This is a genomic window from Oceanisphaera litoralis (assembly GCF_016907015.1).
GTDB lineage: Bacteria > Pseudomonadota > Gammaproteobacteria > Enterobacterales > Aeromonadaceae > Oceanimonas > Oceanimonas litoralis.
Genome location: NZ_JAFBBE010000003.1, coordinates 93,423 through 109,091 on the forward strand (window position 1 = coordinate 93,423; position 15,669 = coordinate 109,091).

At 58.7% G+C, this 15,669-nt stretch carries 13 protein-coding genes and 2 tRNA genes; 7 read left to right on the forward strand and 8 right to left on the reverse strand.

Going from position 1 to position 15,669, the window contains the following annotated elements; all coding sequences use genetic code 11:
- Positions 1 to 50 precede the first annotated feature (50 nt).
- Positions 51 to 881 carry a PhnD/SsuA/transferrin family substrate-binding protein gene (locus tag HNR62_RS02580; RefSeq protein WP_204794533.1) on the forward strand — a complete coding sequence of 277 codons (831 nt, stop codon included), beginning with the start codon at positions 51 to 53 and terminating at the stop codon, positions 879 to 881.
- Between the two features lie 190 nt (positions 882 to 1,071).
- Here HNR62_RS02580 and HNR62_RS02585 read toward each other — a convergent pair whose 3' ends face one another.
- Positions 1,072 to 2,148, reverse strand: a complete 1,077-nt coding sequence (locus HNR62_RS02585; protein ID WP_204794534.1) for an MJ1255/VC2487 family glycosyltransferase — start codon at positions 2,146 to 2,148, stop codon at positions 1,072 to 1,074.
- Between the two features lie 18 nt (positions 2,149 to 2,166).
- Positions 2,167 to 2,676, reverse strand: a complete 510-nt coding sequence (locus HNR62_RS02590) for a phosphatase PAP2 family protein (protein WP_204794613.1) — start codon at positions 2,674 to 2,676, stop codon at positions 2,167 to 2,169.
- A gap of 135 nt (positions 2,677 to 2,811) precedes the next feature.
- Between HNR62_RS02590 and HNR62_RS02595 the strand changes: the two genes are divergently transcribed.
- Positions 2,812 to 3,792, forward strand: a complete 981-nt coding sequence (locus HNR62_RS02595) for a class I SAM-dependent methyltransferase (RefSeq protein WP_239552540.1) — start codon at positions 2,812 to 2,814, stop codon at positions 3,790 to 3,792.
- A gap of 2 nt (positions 3,793 to 3,794) precedes the next feature.
- On the opposite strand, the gene HNR62_RS02600 is transcribed toward HNR62_RS02595, so the two are convergent.
- Together HNR62_RS02600 and HNR62_RS02605 are read right to left on the reverse strand one after the other, a co-directional pair.
- Positions 3,795 to 5,900 carry a diguanylate cyclase gene (locus tag HNR62_RS02600; protein ID WP_204794535.1) on the reverse strand — a complete coding sequence of 702 codons (2,106 nt, stop codon included), beginning with the start codon at positions 5,898 to 5,900 and terminating at the stop codon, positions 3,795 to 3,797.
- A 16-nt stretch (positions 5,901 to 5,916) separates the two neighbouring features.
- Positions 5,917 to 6,507: a biliverdin-producing heme oxygenase gene (locus HNR62_RS02605; RefSeq protein WP_204794536.1), complete on the reverse strand. Its 591-nt coding sequence runs from the start codon at positions 6,505 to 6,507 to the stop codon at positions 5,917 to 5,919.
- A gap of 281 nt (positions 6,508 to 6,788) precedes the next feature.
- Between HNR62_RS02605 and HNR62_RS02610 the strand changes: the two genes are divergently transcribed.
- The 3 genes from HNR62_RS02610 (at position 6,789) to fabA (ending at position 10,321) form a co-directional block, all read left to right on the forward strand.
- A complete protein-coding gene (locus HNR62_RS02610) occupies positions 6,789 to 7,520 on the forward strand; it encodes a hypothetical protein (protein WP_204794537.1) in 732 nt (243 codons plus the stop codon).
- Positions 7,521 to 7,730: 210 nt separating this feature from the next.
- Entirely contained in the window at positions 7,731 to 9,686 is a 1,956-nt protein-coding gene (locus HNR62_RS02615) for an AAA family ATPase (RefSeq protein ID WP_204794538.1), read from the forward strand.
- Between the two features lie 104 nt (positions 9,687 to 9,790).
- Positions 9,791 to 10,321: a 3-hydroxyacyl-[acyl-carrier-protein] dehydratase FabA gene (gene fabA / locus HNR62_RS02620; protein ID WP_204794539.1), complete on the forward strand. Its 531-nt coding sequence runs from the start codon at positions 9,791 to 9,793 to the stop codon at positions 10,319 to 10,321.
- A gap of 110 nt (positions 10,322 to 10,431) precedes the next feature.
- On the opposite strand, the gene rmf is transcribed toward fabA, so the two are convergent.
- The 4 genes from rmf to rlmKL all read right to left on the reverse strand — a co-directional run bounded on the left by rmf (position 10,432) and on the right by rlmKL (position 15,275).
- Positions 10,432 to 10,608 (reverse strand): ribosome modulation factor, encoded by a 177-nt coding sequence (gene rmf, locus HNR62_RS02625; protein ID WP_071474110.1) that lies wholly within the window; start codon positions 10,606 to 10,608, stop codon positions 10,432 to 10,434.
- A 436-nt stretch (positions 10,609 to 11,044) separates the two neighbouring features.
- Complete coding sequence (gene uup / locus HNR62_RS02630; RefSeq protein WP_204794540.1) at positions 11,045 to 12,946, reverse strand: ATP-binding cassette ATPase Uup; 1,902 nt, start codon at positions 12,944 to 12,946, stop codon at positions 11,045 to 11,047.
- Positions 12,943 to 13,176 (reverse strand): glutaredoxin family protein, encoded by a 234-nt coding sequence (locus HNR62_RS02635; RefSeq protein ID WP_204794615.1) that lies wholly within the window; start codon positions 13,174 to 13,176, stop codon positions 12,943 to 12,945. Before HNR62_RS02635 ends, uup begins: the two co-directional genes overlap by 4 nt.
- On the reverse strand, positions 13,176 to 15,275 hold the full coding sequence (gene rlmKL / locus HNR62_RS02640) for a bifunctional 23S rRNA (guanine(2069)-N(7))-methyltransferase RlmK/23S rRNA (guanine(2445)-N(2))-methyltransferase RlmL (protein WP_204794541.1): 2,100 nt from the start codon (positions 15,273 to 15,275) through the stop codon (positions 13,176 to 13,178). The genes HNR62_RS02635 and rlmKL overlap by 1 nt, the downstream gene beginning before the upstream one ends.
- A gap of 180 nt (positions 15,276 to 15,455) precedes the next feature.
- Here rlmKL and HNR62_RS02645 point away from each other — a divergent pair.
- Together HNR62_RS02645 and HNR62_RS02650 are read left to right on the forward strand one after the other, a co-directional pair.
- A tRNA-Met gene (locus tag HNR62_RS02645) sits at positions 15,456 to 15,532 on the forward strand.
- 77 nt (positions 15,533 to 15,609) lie between these two features.
- Positions 15,610 to 15,668: transfer RNA gene (locus HNR62_RS02650), tRNA-Met, on the forward strand.
- Position 15,669: the final 1 nt, after the last annotated feature.

Genomic DNA, 15,669 nt, shown 5'->3' on the forward strand with positions numbered 1-15,669 from the left:
ATAATGATGACGTTGAATACCTTGTCCCTGATACATAAGGAAACGATGACGTGAGTCTGATCGCGAGTTTACCCTGGTATGATCTGCCGCCGTTGCAGCCGGGGCTGGATGCCTTCTGGTCGGTGTTGAGGCACGAACTGCATCGATTAAGCACGTCCCGGTCGTCCAACCGCGGGCACTGGCCATTACCCGACAATCTGGATCGCCACACCCCGCTGGTCGAGCAATGGGCCCACCCCGGTCTGCTGCTCAGCCAGTGCTGCGGGCCGGATCTGTTCACCCCACCGGCGCAGGAACTGGTGCCCATTGCCCGCCCTGTGTTCGGCGATCTCGACTGTACTCCGGGCCAGTATTTCAGTTATATCGTTTGCGCCAGCGGTCGTGAGCCCGACCGCCGTCGGTTCACAGGCCGTCAGTCTGCCGCCTCGGGCCGTTTCGTGATCAATTCCGCCAGTTCCCGCTCCGGCTGTGCCGCCCTGTTCGAATGGGCAGGCGCCAGCGGCATTGATTGTGACCAGGTGCTGATCAGCGGTGCCCATGCCGCCAGCCTGGCGTACCTGAGAAACGGCGCGGCGGATCTGGCGGCGATCGATGCCCACAGCTGGCCCTTGCTGGATAGCAGCGGCATCACCATCATCGGCAGAAGCACGGAGGCACCGACCCCGCCCTTCGTGATGCACAGGCAGTGCCCGGTCGCCCCACAGATCCTGCTTGAGGCCCTGCAACATGCCATCAGACAAGCCGGCTCCCCAATCAAGATCGGTGAGGTGCTGACCACCGGCATAGAGTGCTATCAGGCCATCACCAGCCTGGCCCCGGCATTTCCCGACAGCCTGCTCCCACCGGCCAGCAGGGCGCTGACCTGCTCGGCACTATGTTAACAACACAGGGTTAACGACACAGTATTAACGAACCATCGGGCAGCAGAGAAAACGCGGTTGCCAGTTCTTTTCCTTCCCGGTTGAGCACCTGCTGCAACCACAGGGCCTGTTGATGGCTGGCCCGTTCAAGGCGAAACCGGCTCAGGTGCAGCGGAACCAGATCCAGGCTGGCGACCCTACTCCCGCCACGTCACCCGGGCAGGCGGCAATAATCCGGGAACACCACATGCTGCCACAGATCACGGCACAGTGCGGCGTGATCATACCAGTCGCCGGTCAGCAGCCAGTCGACCAGCCTGGGCGCCACCTGAGGATAGGTGACCGCCGTCGCCGGTGGCAGCGCCAGCCAGGTCTCGAGCTCGTCGGCCGACAACCGGTGCATGGTCGACGCCAGGCCCAACTGGTGCAGGGTCAGCACATTGGACTGCTGCTCGAACTGGCCATGCAGCGGCTTCAACAGCAATTTTTTCCCCAGGCTCAGCGCCTCGGAAGCCAGCTCGAAGCCGCCGTTGGATATCACCCCCGCCGCATCGGCCAGATCCCGATGAAATCCCTCTCTCGACAGCTCCCGGAAATGGATATGTCCCCTATCTTCCGCCTGCACCTCGGGGTGGTAGCAATAGAATTCGATTTGAGGAAAAGGAGCAAGCAGAGCCTCGATGTCTGCCGGTGACTCGAACGGCAGGTAGACGATAATTTTGTTTTCACAGACGTTGTTTTCACTGACATTGTCACAGACGGCGCCCTCCGGCTGCCGGTGTTCGATGATGGGTGGCAGCAGGGAGTGACCGAAGTGATGCCAGTGTACCCCCAGTGCCACGTCCACGGGGGCAAAGTGGCGCATCAGCAGCCTGTCTTTCAGACCTTCGTTTTGCTTGGGAATAGCGCTCTTAAAGGCGGCCTGGTGGCTTATCCCCACACAGGGCACTCTTGCCCGCCGGGCGGCCCAGGCGGTTACCGGCTCGAAGTCATTGAGCACCAGATCGTAATCGGTGACCGGCAGCGCCTTTATGTCCCGTATCAATTGCAGCGGCCGGCTGCGCCACAGGGTTTTGGCGGCATTCACCCGTCCCCCGTGACAGACAAAGGTCAGGCCTTCCCTGATCTGGTACCGACCGAAGGGCTCCATGTCGAAATAGCCATTGGCAGTGCGGCCAGAAAACAGAAAGTCCACACTTACCCCCCTTCTGGCCAGCTCGGCGGCCATGACCCGGGCGCGGGTGATATGACCATTGCCGGTGCCTTGCACACCGTAGAGAATACGCATGCGAACTCCTTGTGAGCCTCAGGACAAGAGAATCATACCGGCGACCCCGCCACCCAGCAGGGCGCCGGCGAGAATATCGCTGGGAAAGTGCACCCCAAGCAAGACCCGCGACAGGCCGACCATCAGCGCCCAGGGCAGTGCCAGCAGACCCCATGTCCCCAAGTGCCCCACCGCCAGCACCGCCATCAGGAAGGCGGCGGCGGTATGACCGGAAGGCAGGCTGAAGGTGTCGGAAGGTTGGATATAGGACTGACATCCGGCAAGGGCCGCCGCGGGCCGGCGACGCCGGCAGGTATTCTTGATGGCCAGGTAGCAGGGCAGTTCGAGGGCGAAGGCCAGCAGCGCGTCCCCCACATACTGCTGCAGGTGGGGCAGATGACTGAACCAAAACACCAGGCCCAGCATCGCATAGGGCGGCCCGTCCCCGGTACGGGAGATCCAGCGGGATATGCAGGCCCATTGTCGCCAGTAGCCATGGGACTGGCTCTTCTGAAACAACAAGTGATCCCATCTGGTCAGTCTATCCAGACTCATAGCGACTCCTCCTTGTTTCGGACAACAGTAAGCGTCGCATATGTCAGGGTCGTGATCCCTGATTGACAGCTTGATGACATATCCGGATCGAACGGGCAGTGGTAGCCTTATCGCCATCGGCTCGCTAAAATGACGCCCCTGTTTCGCCTGCCCGAGAACCTCATGGATGTCTCCGCCCTGCCCGTCTTTTACCACCAACTGCATCAGGCTCTGGATCTCGGCCTGAAGGAACACCCCGATGACATCCGGCGGCTGTTTCATGGCCGTGGGCGCCGCTGGCCGGGGCTGGAGCAATTGACCGCAGACTGGCTGGATGGTCAACTGCTGGTGTCCCTGTTCAGGGAACCTGAGCCCGCGTTTCTGGCCGGGCTGAACGCCCTGCTGCAGACCCTGACCGAGCAAGACATCTGGCAACAGAGTGGTGCCCGCGCCCTCTTGCTGCAACACCGCAGCCGGGAAGGCGCCCCGGTAGAGGTATTATGGGGAACCCTTGAGCCGCGCCCTCAGGTAAGGGAACAGGGTCTGCGCTATCAGCTGGAGCTGGGTCGCAACCAGAACCACGGGCTCTTTCTCGACATGCGCCTCGGCCGGCGCTGGGTGCAGCAACAGGCACAGGGAAAGCGGGTACTGAACCTGTTTGCCTATACCTGTGGTTTTTCGGTGGCGGCGCTCGAAGGGGGGGCCGAGCTGGTCGTCAATCTGGATATGGCCAGGGCAGCATTGAGCCGGGGCCGGGACAATCACCGACTGAATCATCACGATCTGAGCAAGGTAACCTTTCTCGGTCATGAGTTGTTCAAGTCCTGGGGCAAGGTACGCAAGCTGGGACCTTATGATCTGATCATCATAGACCCGCCCTCGTTCCAGAAAGGCAGCTTTGCCCTGACTCAGGACTATCACAAGATCTTGCGCCGCCTGCCCGAGTTGCTGACCGCAAGCGGCCAGGTGCTGGCCTGTGTCAACGATCCGGATATTCCCAGCCGGTTCCTGATCGACAACATGGCCGAGCAGGCGCCGGCATTACGCTTTGTCGAGCGGCTGGATAACCCGCCCGAGTTTGAAGACACGGACCCGGAAGCCGGGCTCAAGGCCCTGGTGTTCGGGCGCTAAAGTCAGGAATCGATACGCTCGAGATCAACCTCGCTCATGACCCGGTTGCGCCCGGCCTGCTTGGCGGCGTACATCGCCATATCGGCCCGTTCCAACAAGCTTTTGCGGTTGTCCCCGGGCCGCCATTGACTGACCCCTATGCTGATGGTCACCTTGCCCACCGAGCCGAAGTCGCTTGCTGCAACCGCCTTCCTGATCCGTTCGGCCAGGACCACCCCCTCCTCCAGATGACAGCCGGAGGCCAGGATCACAAACTCTTCCCCACCCCAGCGGCCCAGGTAGTCGCTGCCTCTTAGGCCCTGGCCGATGGTCTCGGCCAGGGTGGTCAGCACGCGATCACCCGCTTCGTGTCCGAAGCGGTCATTGACCCGCTTGAAAAAGTCCACATCCAGCAACAACAACGCCGATGGCTGACCAAGTCGCGCCGCCAGATCGATGTCGGTCTCAATCGCCTGTTCGATACGATAGCGATTCCAGACCCGGGTCAGCGCATCCGTGGTCGCTATTCCTTTCAGTTGGCTATTGACCCGCGTCAGACGGCCATTGAGATCACTGATGGCCTTGACCAGAATCGCCACCGTGACATCTTCCCCGATATCCAGCGCCGCCCGTTGCTCCCGTGGCAGCCAGGGCTCGCTCTGCTCCAGCACCTCCTCGAACCAGGTCTCGAATGAGCGCTTGGGTGAAAAAATACGCTGCCCTTCCTCTCTATGCTGCAAGGCTTCCAGTCGTCCGGCCCAGCGATAGCTTTTCAGACGCTCGTCACGAAACAGCAACAGCCATCCCTGTTCTCCTCCCTGTTCTCCCGCATCTATGGGCAGGGGTACCGCCAGCAGCCCACAACATCCCGCCAGCTCAACCTCCGTGGCCAGCGGGGTCTCGGCCAGATGCTGGCTGCACCAGAGGCCGTTTCCCCGATGATGCGAGTTCAGCCAGCCACCGACTTTAAGCAGATCCGCTGCCGGCGGCACCTGACCGGTGCTGTATGCCTGTTCGTGATAAAGCAGGGCCACACCGCAGGCGTTGAACAAGTCCAGCCACGCCTGGCTGCGTTGTTGCAACAGCGACAAGGGATTCTGAAAGCCTCCCTGCTCTTCTGCCAGCCGTTCACGGCAATCCTGAACCTGCCGCAGATAGGCCGTTTCGTCCCGCGCCTTGAGCAGAAAGAGTCGCTGGGTCGCCGTCTGCACCAGGGTGTAGACAGCGTCACGAACCAGGGGCGACAAAGGGGTCGGCGCCAGCCCATGACAGGCGAGCAATCCCCAAAGAACCTGATCGCTCTGGATGGCGACCGACAGCGCCGCTTTCACGCCCATATTGCGCAGGTAGAGCAGGTGAGTGGGCGACACAGCCCGCAGCATACCCACGGACAGATCCAGCGGCTCCTGATCTTCGGCAGTCGCCGACACCAGCGGCACCGCCTCCACGGTAGCATCAGGAATGCTGCGCACCGGATTGACCAGATAAAGACCGCGTACCTGTGGCGGTATATCACTGGCCGGAAACGAATGGCCCAGGTAGCCGGAAGCCTGTTCACTGCGGCTTTCGGCCACCACGGTACCATGCCAGTCGGCATCAAACCGGTATACCATGACCCTGTCATGGCCGGTCAGGGACCGAACTGCCCGGGTCAACAAGTGCAACAGGCTGTCACTGGTCTCTGCATCGGCAATGTTCGCCAACCATTCATTTACTGCCGGCAGCAGGCGCAATTCCTCCAGATGACGGATCGGCTCCAGCTCCACCAGCACCCGCCGTTGGTGACGATAGGCGATGACCCGGAAACGACAGCGACGACCGTTGATCTGCCGACTGATGATCAGGCTACCGGGAAAACGCCCACTTTCCTGCAGTTCCTTGGCCAAAAACAGTCGCAGACGGTTGATCAGCCCGGCACCGAGTAACCGGGAGGGTCTGGCATCCAGGGCTTGCGCGACGGTCACCCCCAATATCTGTTCGATATTGGCACTGACCTGCACGGTTACCCGTAACTCATGATCCAGGCACAAGAGACAGCCGGCCGGTTGAATGGCGCCGGGGGCATGTACCGCTTCACGGTTGCACTGCGCCTGCAGCGCAGCAAGTTCCGGGGTTATCTTGTGAGGCACGGCATATTCTTCCGGTTTAAAGACATATAACGGTCTCCGTCGTATGACTGGTATCGAGACAAGACAAAAACAGCCGAAAAGCGCTATCAGCCGCCACGGCCGCCACCATCTGTTCCGACTCGGAGCAATACCGCTCGGCAAACTGCCAGAAGACACTCCAGCTGTCATCATCCTGCACCACCGTGAAATAGCGGCTTGGCACCTGCCTACCCAGGGTGCGGTGAACATTGTGTGCAATGATCCGGCTACCCAGCCGGGCGCCTTCCAGTACATACAACAAGCCGATCAGCTGGCCGGGACGACAGACCTCCAGCATCACCGTCTCGTCGAGGGCAGGTAACGGCTGCACCATGGCTGCCAGATCGTCCGCCAACGCCGGGGCACGAGGCCGCATCGGGTAATCCTGATGCAGAGCATCCAGTCCTCGGGCTATGGATTTTTCCAGCCGCCATTGGGCGGGATAGAGCGCCAGCAATGCCCTTTGGTATTCTTCATATGACAGGCTCGGGCTAATCAAAGGACGTAACACGCCATGACTGTCCAGACGACGATGAGCATCGCGGGTAGCCTGCCTGAGACAGGCGGCCAGCGCACTGGTCACTTTCATGCTCCCCCCTTAGGAAAAAAGCTAGTGCGTATCGATAATACCGATGAAATCGACGGCGATTATCCATGAAAAGAGCAAGTTAACACAATTGATAATGGCTGCTTTACCTACATGATCGTACCATTCACCCGATTCACCCGAGATCGACTCATTCAGCCGAGATCGACTTCAGGCAAATTAAATTTTCTTAATGTCGATGTTCTTGAGCAGTTGCGATGCGCATCGTAAAAAAACAACAAAATCGGTTATGATCGGGCCAATATCCGTTAACAGGGGACCCCATGGACATCATTATTTCGGCGACGAATGCCCTGACCAAGTGGCTGGGTGTCACATTGCCCAAACTGCCCAGCCCCGATGGCAAGCGCATCGGCACCCAGCCGCTGACCACCGGTTTTGCCCGGATGTCCTGGCAATGCCATCTGCTGGAGCACGGCCGCAAGGGCGGCCTTCGCTACCATACGGTCATCGCGGTAGAGGCATATAGCCGCTATGCCATTTTGCTGCCTTTTACCGGGCCGCCGAGCCAGGCCGAGCTGGAAAAAGCGCTGCTGGAGCGCTGGGGTAACGAGGCCTTGCAACTGGCGCTGGACAGCGGCGCCATCAACGACGATGAGCTGCCCCTGATGGTGGATTGTTTTGCGAACCAGGCTTGCCACACCCGGTGGTTCAACAACAACGATCTCAGCATCAATGGCCATGTCGCCGATGCGGGAGAATGGTTGAAACAGACCCTGGCACACGAGGGCATGGATTATCTGGACGACAATCACTGCTATGGCCTGGGCATGCACATCAACCAGCTGTACAAAACCGTGGGGGGACGGCGAGCCGAGGCATTTCGGCCTGTGGTCCGCTTGCTGGACGACACCCTGTTTCGCTTTGGCGCCGGACTGGCGGCCTCCTCCTACCCCGATACCCGGGTCGGTGACTTCCCCTGCCCCTATCCGGACCGGCCCGATCGCAGTAACGTGGTGCAGCTGGCACAATACCGGCGTCGCTCATCACGCTGAGACAGATCCGTTATTCACTCTGTTTGCTACCTGTTTGCTACAGGCAACGAGTACAGGCAACGAGAGCAAGCAGCGATTAAATTACATGCAATGACAGGGAAAACCGGGGATTAACAGGTATTTTTTCCCGCATATTCACCATAGCGCTGTCGACCCCGGGCGCGCCTGCAGTATACTGACGGCAATTTACCAATGTTGATGAGTTTTTGAGTGCAGCCACTGAGTCACGTCGAACTGAACCCCGTTTTTACCCTACCCGAACTCTCCACCCTGAACGATGTGCCCTCGCTGCCGTTCAGCGCGCTGCAAACTCGGGTAGATTCCGCCTTCGCTACCTTGTCGGAACTGAACGCGGTCAATCCGGTGCTGTTACTCAACGGTTTCCCGGGCACCGATTATGAAGAGCTGGTGCAGGATCTGGTCAGGAAACATGCCAAGCATGCGGACTTGTTTGACCTCTGCTATGCCGAAAACCTGAATCATCCACAAAAGCCCATCTGGCTGCGGCTGAAGGCCGGCACCGGCCTCGAATTCTGCGAACTGGTCGGCCAACTGCTGGAGCTGTCGTCCCGTCACCTGGAAGCCGAGCACATAGTGCAGCGGATCCTGAAAAAACAGGACAACGACGAAAAAATTGCCGACTATCTGTCACTGCTGTCTCAGCATGTGGCCGCCGGGCAGGGCTTCAGTCACCCTGTGCTGATCAACCTGATGGTGCACCGGAACGACAATACCATTCCCATCGTCTATGCCCGCCAGTTCACCCCCGAGCAGCTGTTTGGCGCCATCCACTTTCAGACCGAACAGGGCTCGGTATTCAGCCATCATCATCTGCTGGAGCCGGGCCTGATACATCAGGCCAACGGCGGCTATCTGATCGTGCCGATTGAAGAGCTGCTTGAACAGCCAAATCTCTGGTTTCGATTGAAACATGCCCTCGCGGCACGTCAGATAGAGTGGAGCCGGGCGGCGGAAATGGCGTCGTTTTATTTTCAGCCCGAGCCGCCGCCGCTGGACATTCACCTGATCCTGGTCGGCGATCGGCTGTCGGTGGCCGAGCTCTACCTGCTCGACCGGGATCTGGATACCCTGGCGTTTTTGCGGGCCGACATCATTCCCGAATGGGATGTGCGCGAAGACTTCCCCTCTTATCTCGGCTTTCTGTCCCATCTGCGTCAGAAGCACCAATTACTGGACATGGACGGCGGTGCCATACTGCGCCTGTGCCGCTATGGGTGCCGGCTGACCGAGCACCAGCACCGCTTATCGCTGGTCGAATCCCAACTGGTGGCCATGATGCAATTGTCGGACGTCATCGCCCGGCGCGAGCAGAGCGAACTGATTACCGAAGCCCATGTCATGCTGGCCCAGCAAGAGCAGGATCACCGCCTGAGCTTTCTGGTGGAACAATCGGATCTGGGCGTGCGTGACGGCCAATACCTGCTGCAGACCAGCGGCAAGGAAGTGGGCCAGATCAATGGTCTGTCGGTCATTCAGATCACCGGCCACCCCTACGACTTCGGCGAGCCGGTGCGACTCACCGCCACCGTGCACCTGGGCGATGGCGACGTGGTGGACATAGAGCGCAAGGCCGATCTGGCCGGGCATATTCATGCCAAGGCGATGATGATCATCCATGGCTACCTGGCCAACCTGTTCGGGGCCGAGCACCCTTCTCCCCTGTCCGCCAACCTGGTATTCGAGCAGTCTTACCACGAAATAGACGGCGACAGCGCCTCGCTGACCGGCCTGTGCGCCCTGCTCTCTGCCCTGGCCAAGGAGCCGATTTATCAGCACTTTGCGGTAACCGGCGCCGTGGATCAGTTTGGTCATGTGCAACCGGTGGGCGGCGTGAACGAGAAAATTGAAGGCTTCTTCCGGCTGTGCAAGATTCAGGGGCTCACCGGCCAGCAGGGGGTCTTGCTGCCGGCCAGCAACCGGCTGCAACTCAACCTGTCGGATGAAGTCAGCGCCGCCATTGCTGCCGGCCAGTTTCATATTTATCCGGTCGCCCATGTCGAGCAGGCCATCGAGCTGCTCACCGGCAGTGTGGCCGGCGATGTCGAGCAGCCGGATACGCTGTTCGGCCGCATTCGTGACCGCCTCGATGAGCTTAACGGCCATACCGTGGAAACCGGATTTTTACGGCGCCTGTTCCGACGCTGAAGTAATCGGACTTCAGTGATCGGACTTGTCTGGCGAACAACTGTTCGCTAAAGTGGCGCCAATTTGCAATCCAGGCCCTGGCCTGAACATAACGGAATAGTGAAATGTCTTCACAAAAAGAACTGGGTAAACATTCCTTTACCAGAGAAGAATTGCTGGCCTGCAGCCAGGGTGAATTATTCGGCCCGGGCAACAGCCAGTTGCCGGCCCCCAACATGCTGATGATGGATCGCATCATTCGCATCAACGACGACGGTGGTGAACACGGCAAGGGCGAGATCATCGCCGAGCTGGATATCAATCCGGATCTGTGGTTCTTCGGTTGCCACTTCCCCGGCGATCCGGTCATGCCCGGCTGTCTGGGTCTGGATGCCATGTGGCAGCTGGTCGGCTTCTTCCTGGGCTGGAAAGGCGGCCCCGGCAAGGGCCGTGCTCTGGGCGTGGGTGAAGTGAAGTTTACCGGTCAGATCCTGCCGACCGCCAAGAAAGTGACCTATAAAATCACCCTCAAGCGGGTGATCTGGCGCAAGCTGGTCATGGGTATCGCCGATGGTATCGTTGAAGTTGACGGCCGCGTTATCTATGAAGCAAAAGATCTGAAAGTCGGTCTCTTTACCGATACTTCCAGCTTCTGATCGGCTGCTGCTCGATGGCTCTGAGCCAGCGAGCAGACAAGTATCGAACAGATGGATAAATATCAAGGCCCCGACATGTCGGGGCCTTTTTTGTTGAAACGGTAACCGATTTATTTTATGAAGAGGCCCGAGCCCTTGTCTTCCATGGCATCTCGCCAACCCCCCAGCCAGTGTCCTTTGGCATCAAAATCATTGTAGGGGCATTGCTCTTTCGCTCGACCACTGACGCCGGCCTGGTAACCGCGGGTACGCGCTCTTTCCAGGCGGTCACGTTTTTGTCTCTTCATAGGTATAACCCTCGTATAATCAACAAAAAGTGCACGGCCGCGTTACCGCCGCCGCCCCTTATCAATAAGGGAATTAGGACGTTAAATCAAGGTTAATTTTTGACCATAAACGGAATGGCTAGATTAGCGACTGATAATTATGACATTTTTGTGAAAGCCGAGAAAATCAAAGCTGTGAAATGTGAGTTGCTTCACTCAGGTTATATCACACGGCTAGTTTGCCTTTATCGTCACCCTCGCGAAAGCGGGGGTCCAGTGTCTTTGCAGGCGACCCGTGGCTGACAGTACTGCGCCACAGGTCCTGGATTCCCGCCTGCGCGGGAATGACAAGAGAGAGCCTGCGGGAATGACGACTGAACCATACTTATTGCGCGGAATAGCAGAATGCCCGCATCGGCGGGCATTCTGAAAACAAAAAAACAGTTATATCGGTGGCTTAACCGGCGGACATGGCTTCCAGCTCTTCCCAGCGGGCGAAGGCCACTTCCAGCTCGGCTTCTGCATCGGCCAGTTGCTGCAGGGTCGACTGGGTCTGATCCTCGGGCTGGCTGAAAAAGTCCGGCCCATTGACCGCCTGCTGCAATGCCGCTATCTGCTCTTCAAGCTGTTCCAGCTGCAACGGCAGGCTCTTGAGCTCCTGCTGCAGCTTGTACGACAGCTTCTTGCCCGGCCTGGCCTTGTTATCGGCCTTGGCTGCCGGCTTGGCGGCTTTTTCTTTCGCTACCGCCACCTCGGTCTGATAGGACAGCTGATGCTGCATATCCTGATAGCCGCCGACAAACTCGCTGACCTTGCCCTCGCCTTCAAACAACCAGCAGTGAGTGGCGGTGTTGTCGATAAAGTCCCGGTCGTGACTGACCAGCAACAGGGTGCCTTTATAGTCGGCGAGCAGTTCTTCGAGCAGCTCCAGGGTTTCTACGTCCAGATCGTTGGTCGGCTCATCGAGCACCAGCAGGTTGCTGGGCTTGAGAAACAGGCGGGCCAGCAGCAGGCGGTTTTTCTCGCCGCCCGACAGGGCTTTCACCGGGGTACGGGCACGCTTGGGCTCGAACAGAAAATCCTGCAGATAGCCCAGCACATGGCGGCTGCGACCATTGACTTCCACTTCCTGCTTGCCTTCGGCCAGGTTGTCCATCACGGTGCGTTCGGGATCCAGCTGCTCGCGATACTGATCGAAATAGGCCACTTCCAGCTTGGTGCCGCACTTCAGGGTACCCGAATCGGCTTCCAGCTTGCCCAGCAGCAGCTTGATCAGGGTACTCTTGCCGCAACCGTTGGGGCCGACCAGGGCAATTTTGTCGCCCCGCTGGATCAGGGTAGAGAAGTTGGTGAGCAAGCGTTTGTCTTCGTAGGCAAAATTAAGGTTTTCCGCCTCGAACACGATTTTGCCGGAGCGACGCACATCGTCCAGGGTCACGCTGACCTTGCCGACGCTTTCACGACGCTGACTGCGCTCAACGCGTAACGCCTTGAGGGCCCGAACCCGGCCTTCGTTACGAGTGCGGCGCGCCTTGACGCCCTGACGGATCCAGGCTTCTTCCTGCGCCAGCCGCTTGTCGAACAGCGCATTCTGCTCCGCTTCCACCCGCAGCGCTTCTTCCTTGCTGACCAGGTAGTCGTCGTAGTTGCCGGGCCAGCTCGAGAGCTTGCCGCGATCCAGATCCACGATGCGGGTGGCCATCTTGCGAATAAAGGCACGATCGTGGCTGACGAAGACGATGGCGCCTCTGAAGTCCACCAGAAAGCTTTCGAGCCAGGCGATGGCGTCGATATCCAGGTGGTTAGTCGGCTCGTCCAGCAGCAGAATGTCCGGATCATTGGTCAGCGCACGGGCCAGTGCCACCTTGCGCAACCAGCCCCCCGACAGGTCGTTCAGTCGAGTGTCGCCGTTCAGACCGAGCAGGGTCAGGCTCTGATTGATGCGGGTGTCGAACTGCCAGCCATTGGCATGCTCTACCTGTTCTTGCAGGCGCATCAGCTCGTTCATGGCTTTTTCCGACGTATCGTGACACACCAGATCCAGCTGATGATGATACTTGGCCAGCAAGGCCCCCATTTCGGCCAGACCACCGGCAACATAGTCGAACACGGTTTGATCGTCGGCGACCTTGGGCGGATCCTGCTCGAGTCGGGCGATATTGATGCTCTGTTGCAACTGGCGACGACCGTCGTCCAGCTGCAGTTCGCCGGCAATCACCTTCATCAGGGTCGATTTGCCGGCACCGTTACGGCCCACGATACAGACCCGCTCGCCGGCCTGTATATTGAATTCCAGCCCGTCCAGTAACGGGGCATCACCAAACGCCAGCTGGGCGTTTTGCAGGGTTAACAAGCTCATGAAGTTACTCGGTTAAAGGCAATAATATCGGCGGCGCTAAAGGGCCAGTCCAGCTCGGCGCCATCTTGTCGGCGCAACACAGGAATCCGTACCGCATAAGCGGCCAGCCATTGCTCGTTGTTGATAATATCCTGTTGCTCTGTGTCGCCATGCAGGCCGCACTGCTCAAGCAGTGCCCAGGCCTGTTCGCACAGGTGGCAACCATCGGTAGAAAACAGCGTCAGACTCATCATTGACTCCGGCGAATTTCCCAGCAGTTATGAATATGCGGATTACGGGCAAAGTCTTTCGGCAGGCTGGATTTTGTGATGTCTTTCGCCTCCAGGCCCAGTGCTTCCAACCCGGCCGTGTCCATCTTGAAATGACGCTTGTTGTTGGAAAATATCAACAGGCCGTCCGGGCGCAGTCGCGTGCTCAGGAGACGCAGCAGTTCGATATGATCTTCCTGCACATCGAAGACATCTTCCATCCGCTTGGAGTTGGAGAAGGTCGGCGGATCGACGAAGATCAGATCATAATCGTCGCCGGGTTTGCTCAACCAGTTCAGGCAGTCGGCCTGCACAAACTGGTGGCGGCGACCAGTCAGACCATTGAGCTCCATGTTGCGCTCGGCCCAGCCCAGATAGGTTTTCGACATGTCCACCGTGGTGGTGGTTTTCGCCCCCCCAAGGCCCGCATGCACGGTGGCACTGCCGGTGTAGGCAAACAGATTGAGAAAATCCTTGCCCCTGGCCAGTTCGCCCAGCTGTTTGCGGATGGGTCTGTGATCCAGAAACAGGCCGGTATCGAGATAGTCGTGCAGGTTGACCAGCAGCCGGGCCTTGTGCTCCTGCACTTCCATCCACTGATCGCGGCGGTCCAGCTTTTCGTACTGTTCCCTGCCCTGCTGGCGCGAACGGACTTTCAGTATCACCTTGCTGCCCTCTACCCCGGTGACCGCCATGGTCGCCTGCACCAGATCGTAAAAACGACCCCGGGCCTTGTATTCGGGAATGGTTTTCGGCGCGGCGTATTCCTGGATGACGATATAGTCCTGATAACGGTCGATGGCGGCATTGTATTCCGGCAAGTCCGCATCATACAGGCGATAGCAGTCAATCTGCTCGTTACGGGCCCACTTTTCCAGCGCCTTGATGTTCTTGGCCAGCCGGTTGGCAAAGTCTTCCGCCAGCGGCCGTGCCGCCCTGGCATCTTCGGCAATTTTATAATTACGCAGCTCACAGGCCAGGGCGCCGTTGAACAGCTTGTAGATTTTTTCGTGGCGCAGGCGCAGGCAGCTGAGCAGCTCGGGCGAGCTGGAAATCAGGCTGACGTGCCAGCCCTTGAACTGATCGCGCAGGGTATCGCCCAGTTGCTGATGCAAGCCTAATAAAGAAGGAAATTCGCTCAAGCGTTCACCGTAAGGCGGGTTGGAAATCAACCAGCCGGGCTCGGCGGCGGGGTTGACCAGGCTGGTGACACTGCCCTGGGCAAAACGGATCAGCCCCGCGACCCCGGCAGACTCGGCATTTTCCTGGGCGAAGGCCAGTACCCGCTTGTCCTGATCGAAACCATAAAGCTGGGTGTTGGCCTGCTTCAGACCGCGGGTCGCGCGTACCGTGGCCTCGGCGGTGATTTCCTGCCACAGGGCGCGGTCGTGGCCGCTCCAGGCCATAAAGCCGAACCGTACCCGCAACAGACCCGGTGCCTGATCGGCCGCCATCAATGCAGCCTCTATTAACAAGGTACCGGAACCACACATGGGATCGACCAGCGGGGTGCTGGTATCCCAGCCACTGCGCAGCAGGATGGCCGCGGCCAGGTTTTCCTTTAAAGGTGCCTCACCCGCCTGCTGACGATAACCCCGTTGGTGCAACGCAGGACCCGACAGGTCCAGGGTAATGCTGAGCTGGTTACGCTTGAGGTGCGCCAGAATACGAATATCCGGGGTACGCTTGTCCACGTTGGGCCGTTCGCCCCAGCGCTTGGTCAGCCGGTCGACGATGGCGTCTTTTATCTTGAGCGCCCCGTACTGGGTATTGGTGATGGCCTCGTTGCCACCGGAAAAATCCACGGCAAAGGTTTGCCCTGGTTGAATATGCTGCTCCCACTCGATATTGGCCGCCCCCAGATAAAGGTCCATATCATCACGCATGGTGAAGTCGGCCAGTTGCAGCATGATGCGCGAGGCCAGTCGGGACCACATGCAGGCACGGTAAGCGGTGGCCAGTTCACCCTTGAAGGCCACACCGGCCACGGTTTCCTGAAGCGAGGTGGCGCCCAGATTTTTCAGTTCTTCGGTGAGTAAGGATTCCAGGCCCTTGGGGCAGGTAGCAAAAAACGGCAGCATAGTCAGGCTTTTCAAATAAAAGAGGGCCGTATTATACCTCAAACCGCCGTCAGACTGTAAAAATTGCCGCTTATTGTGCGCAATACCGGCAGGTTGCGGCATTATTCGGCAGACAAAACAAAGTTCTGGCAACGGCCTTGCATTCAGTGAGGTGGATCACTAGTATACGCAGCCTGAGGACGCGGGATGGAGCAGTCTGGTAGCTCGTCGGGCTCATAACCCGAAGGTCGTCGGTTCGAATCCGGCTCCCGCAACCAACTCAGAACGTGGTAAAAACGTGGTAAGATAGTATCGAATACCAGAAGTAGTAAAGCGCAAGTCAATGGCGCGGGATGGAGCAGTCTGGTAGCTCGTCGGGCTCATAACCCGAAGGTCGTCGGTTCGAATCCGGCAC

Excerpts from the sequence above, each read along its gene's own strand:
- rmf (WP_071474110.1), bottom strand. The coding sequence starts at position 10,608 with ATGAAGAGACAAAAACGTGACCGCCTGGAAAGAGCGCGTACCCGCGGT.
- HNR62_RS02605 (WP_204794536.1), bottom strand. The coding sequence starts at position 6,507 with ATGAAAGTGACCAGTGCGCTGGCCGCCTGTCTCAGGCAGGCTACCCGC.
- fabA (WP_204794539.1), top strand. The coding sequence starts at position 9,791 with ATGTCTTCACAAAAAGAACTGGGTAAACATTCCTTTACCAGAGAAGAA.
- HNR62_RS02635 (WP_204794615.1), bottom strand. The coding sequence starts at position 13,176 with ATGAGTCTGACGCTGTTTTCTACCGATGGTTGCCACCTGTGCGAACAG.
- rlmKL (WP_204794541.1), bottom strand. The coding sequence starts at position 15,275 with ATGCTGCCGTTTTTTGCTACCTGCCCCAAGGGCCTGGAATCCTTACTC.
- HNR62_RS02610 (WP_204794537.1), top strand. The coding sequence starts at position 6,789 with ATGGACATCATTATTTCGGCGACGAATGCCCTGACCAAGTGGCTGGGT.
- HNR62_RS02595 (WP_239552540.1), top strand. The coding sequence starts at position 2,812 with ATGACGCCCCTGTTTCGCCTGCCCGAGAACCTCATGGATGTCTCCGCC.
- uup (WP_204794540.1), bottom strand. The coding sequence starts at position 12,946 with ATGAGCTTGTTAACCCTGCAAAACGCCCAGCTGGCGTTTGGTGATGCC.
- HNR62_RS02585 (WP_204794534.1), bottom strand. The coding sequence starts at position 2,148 with ATGCGTATTCTCTACGGTGTGCAAGGCACCGGCAATGGTCATATCACC.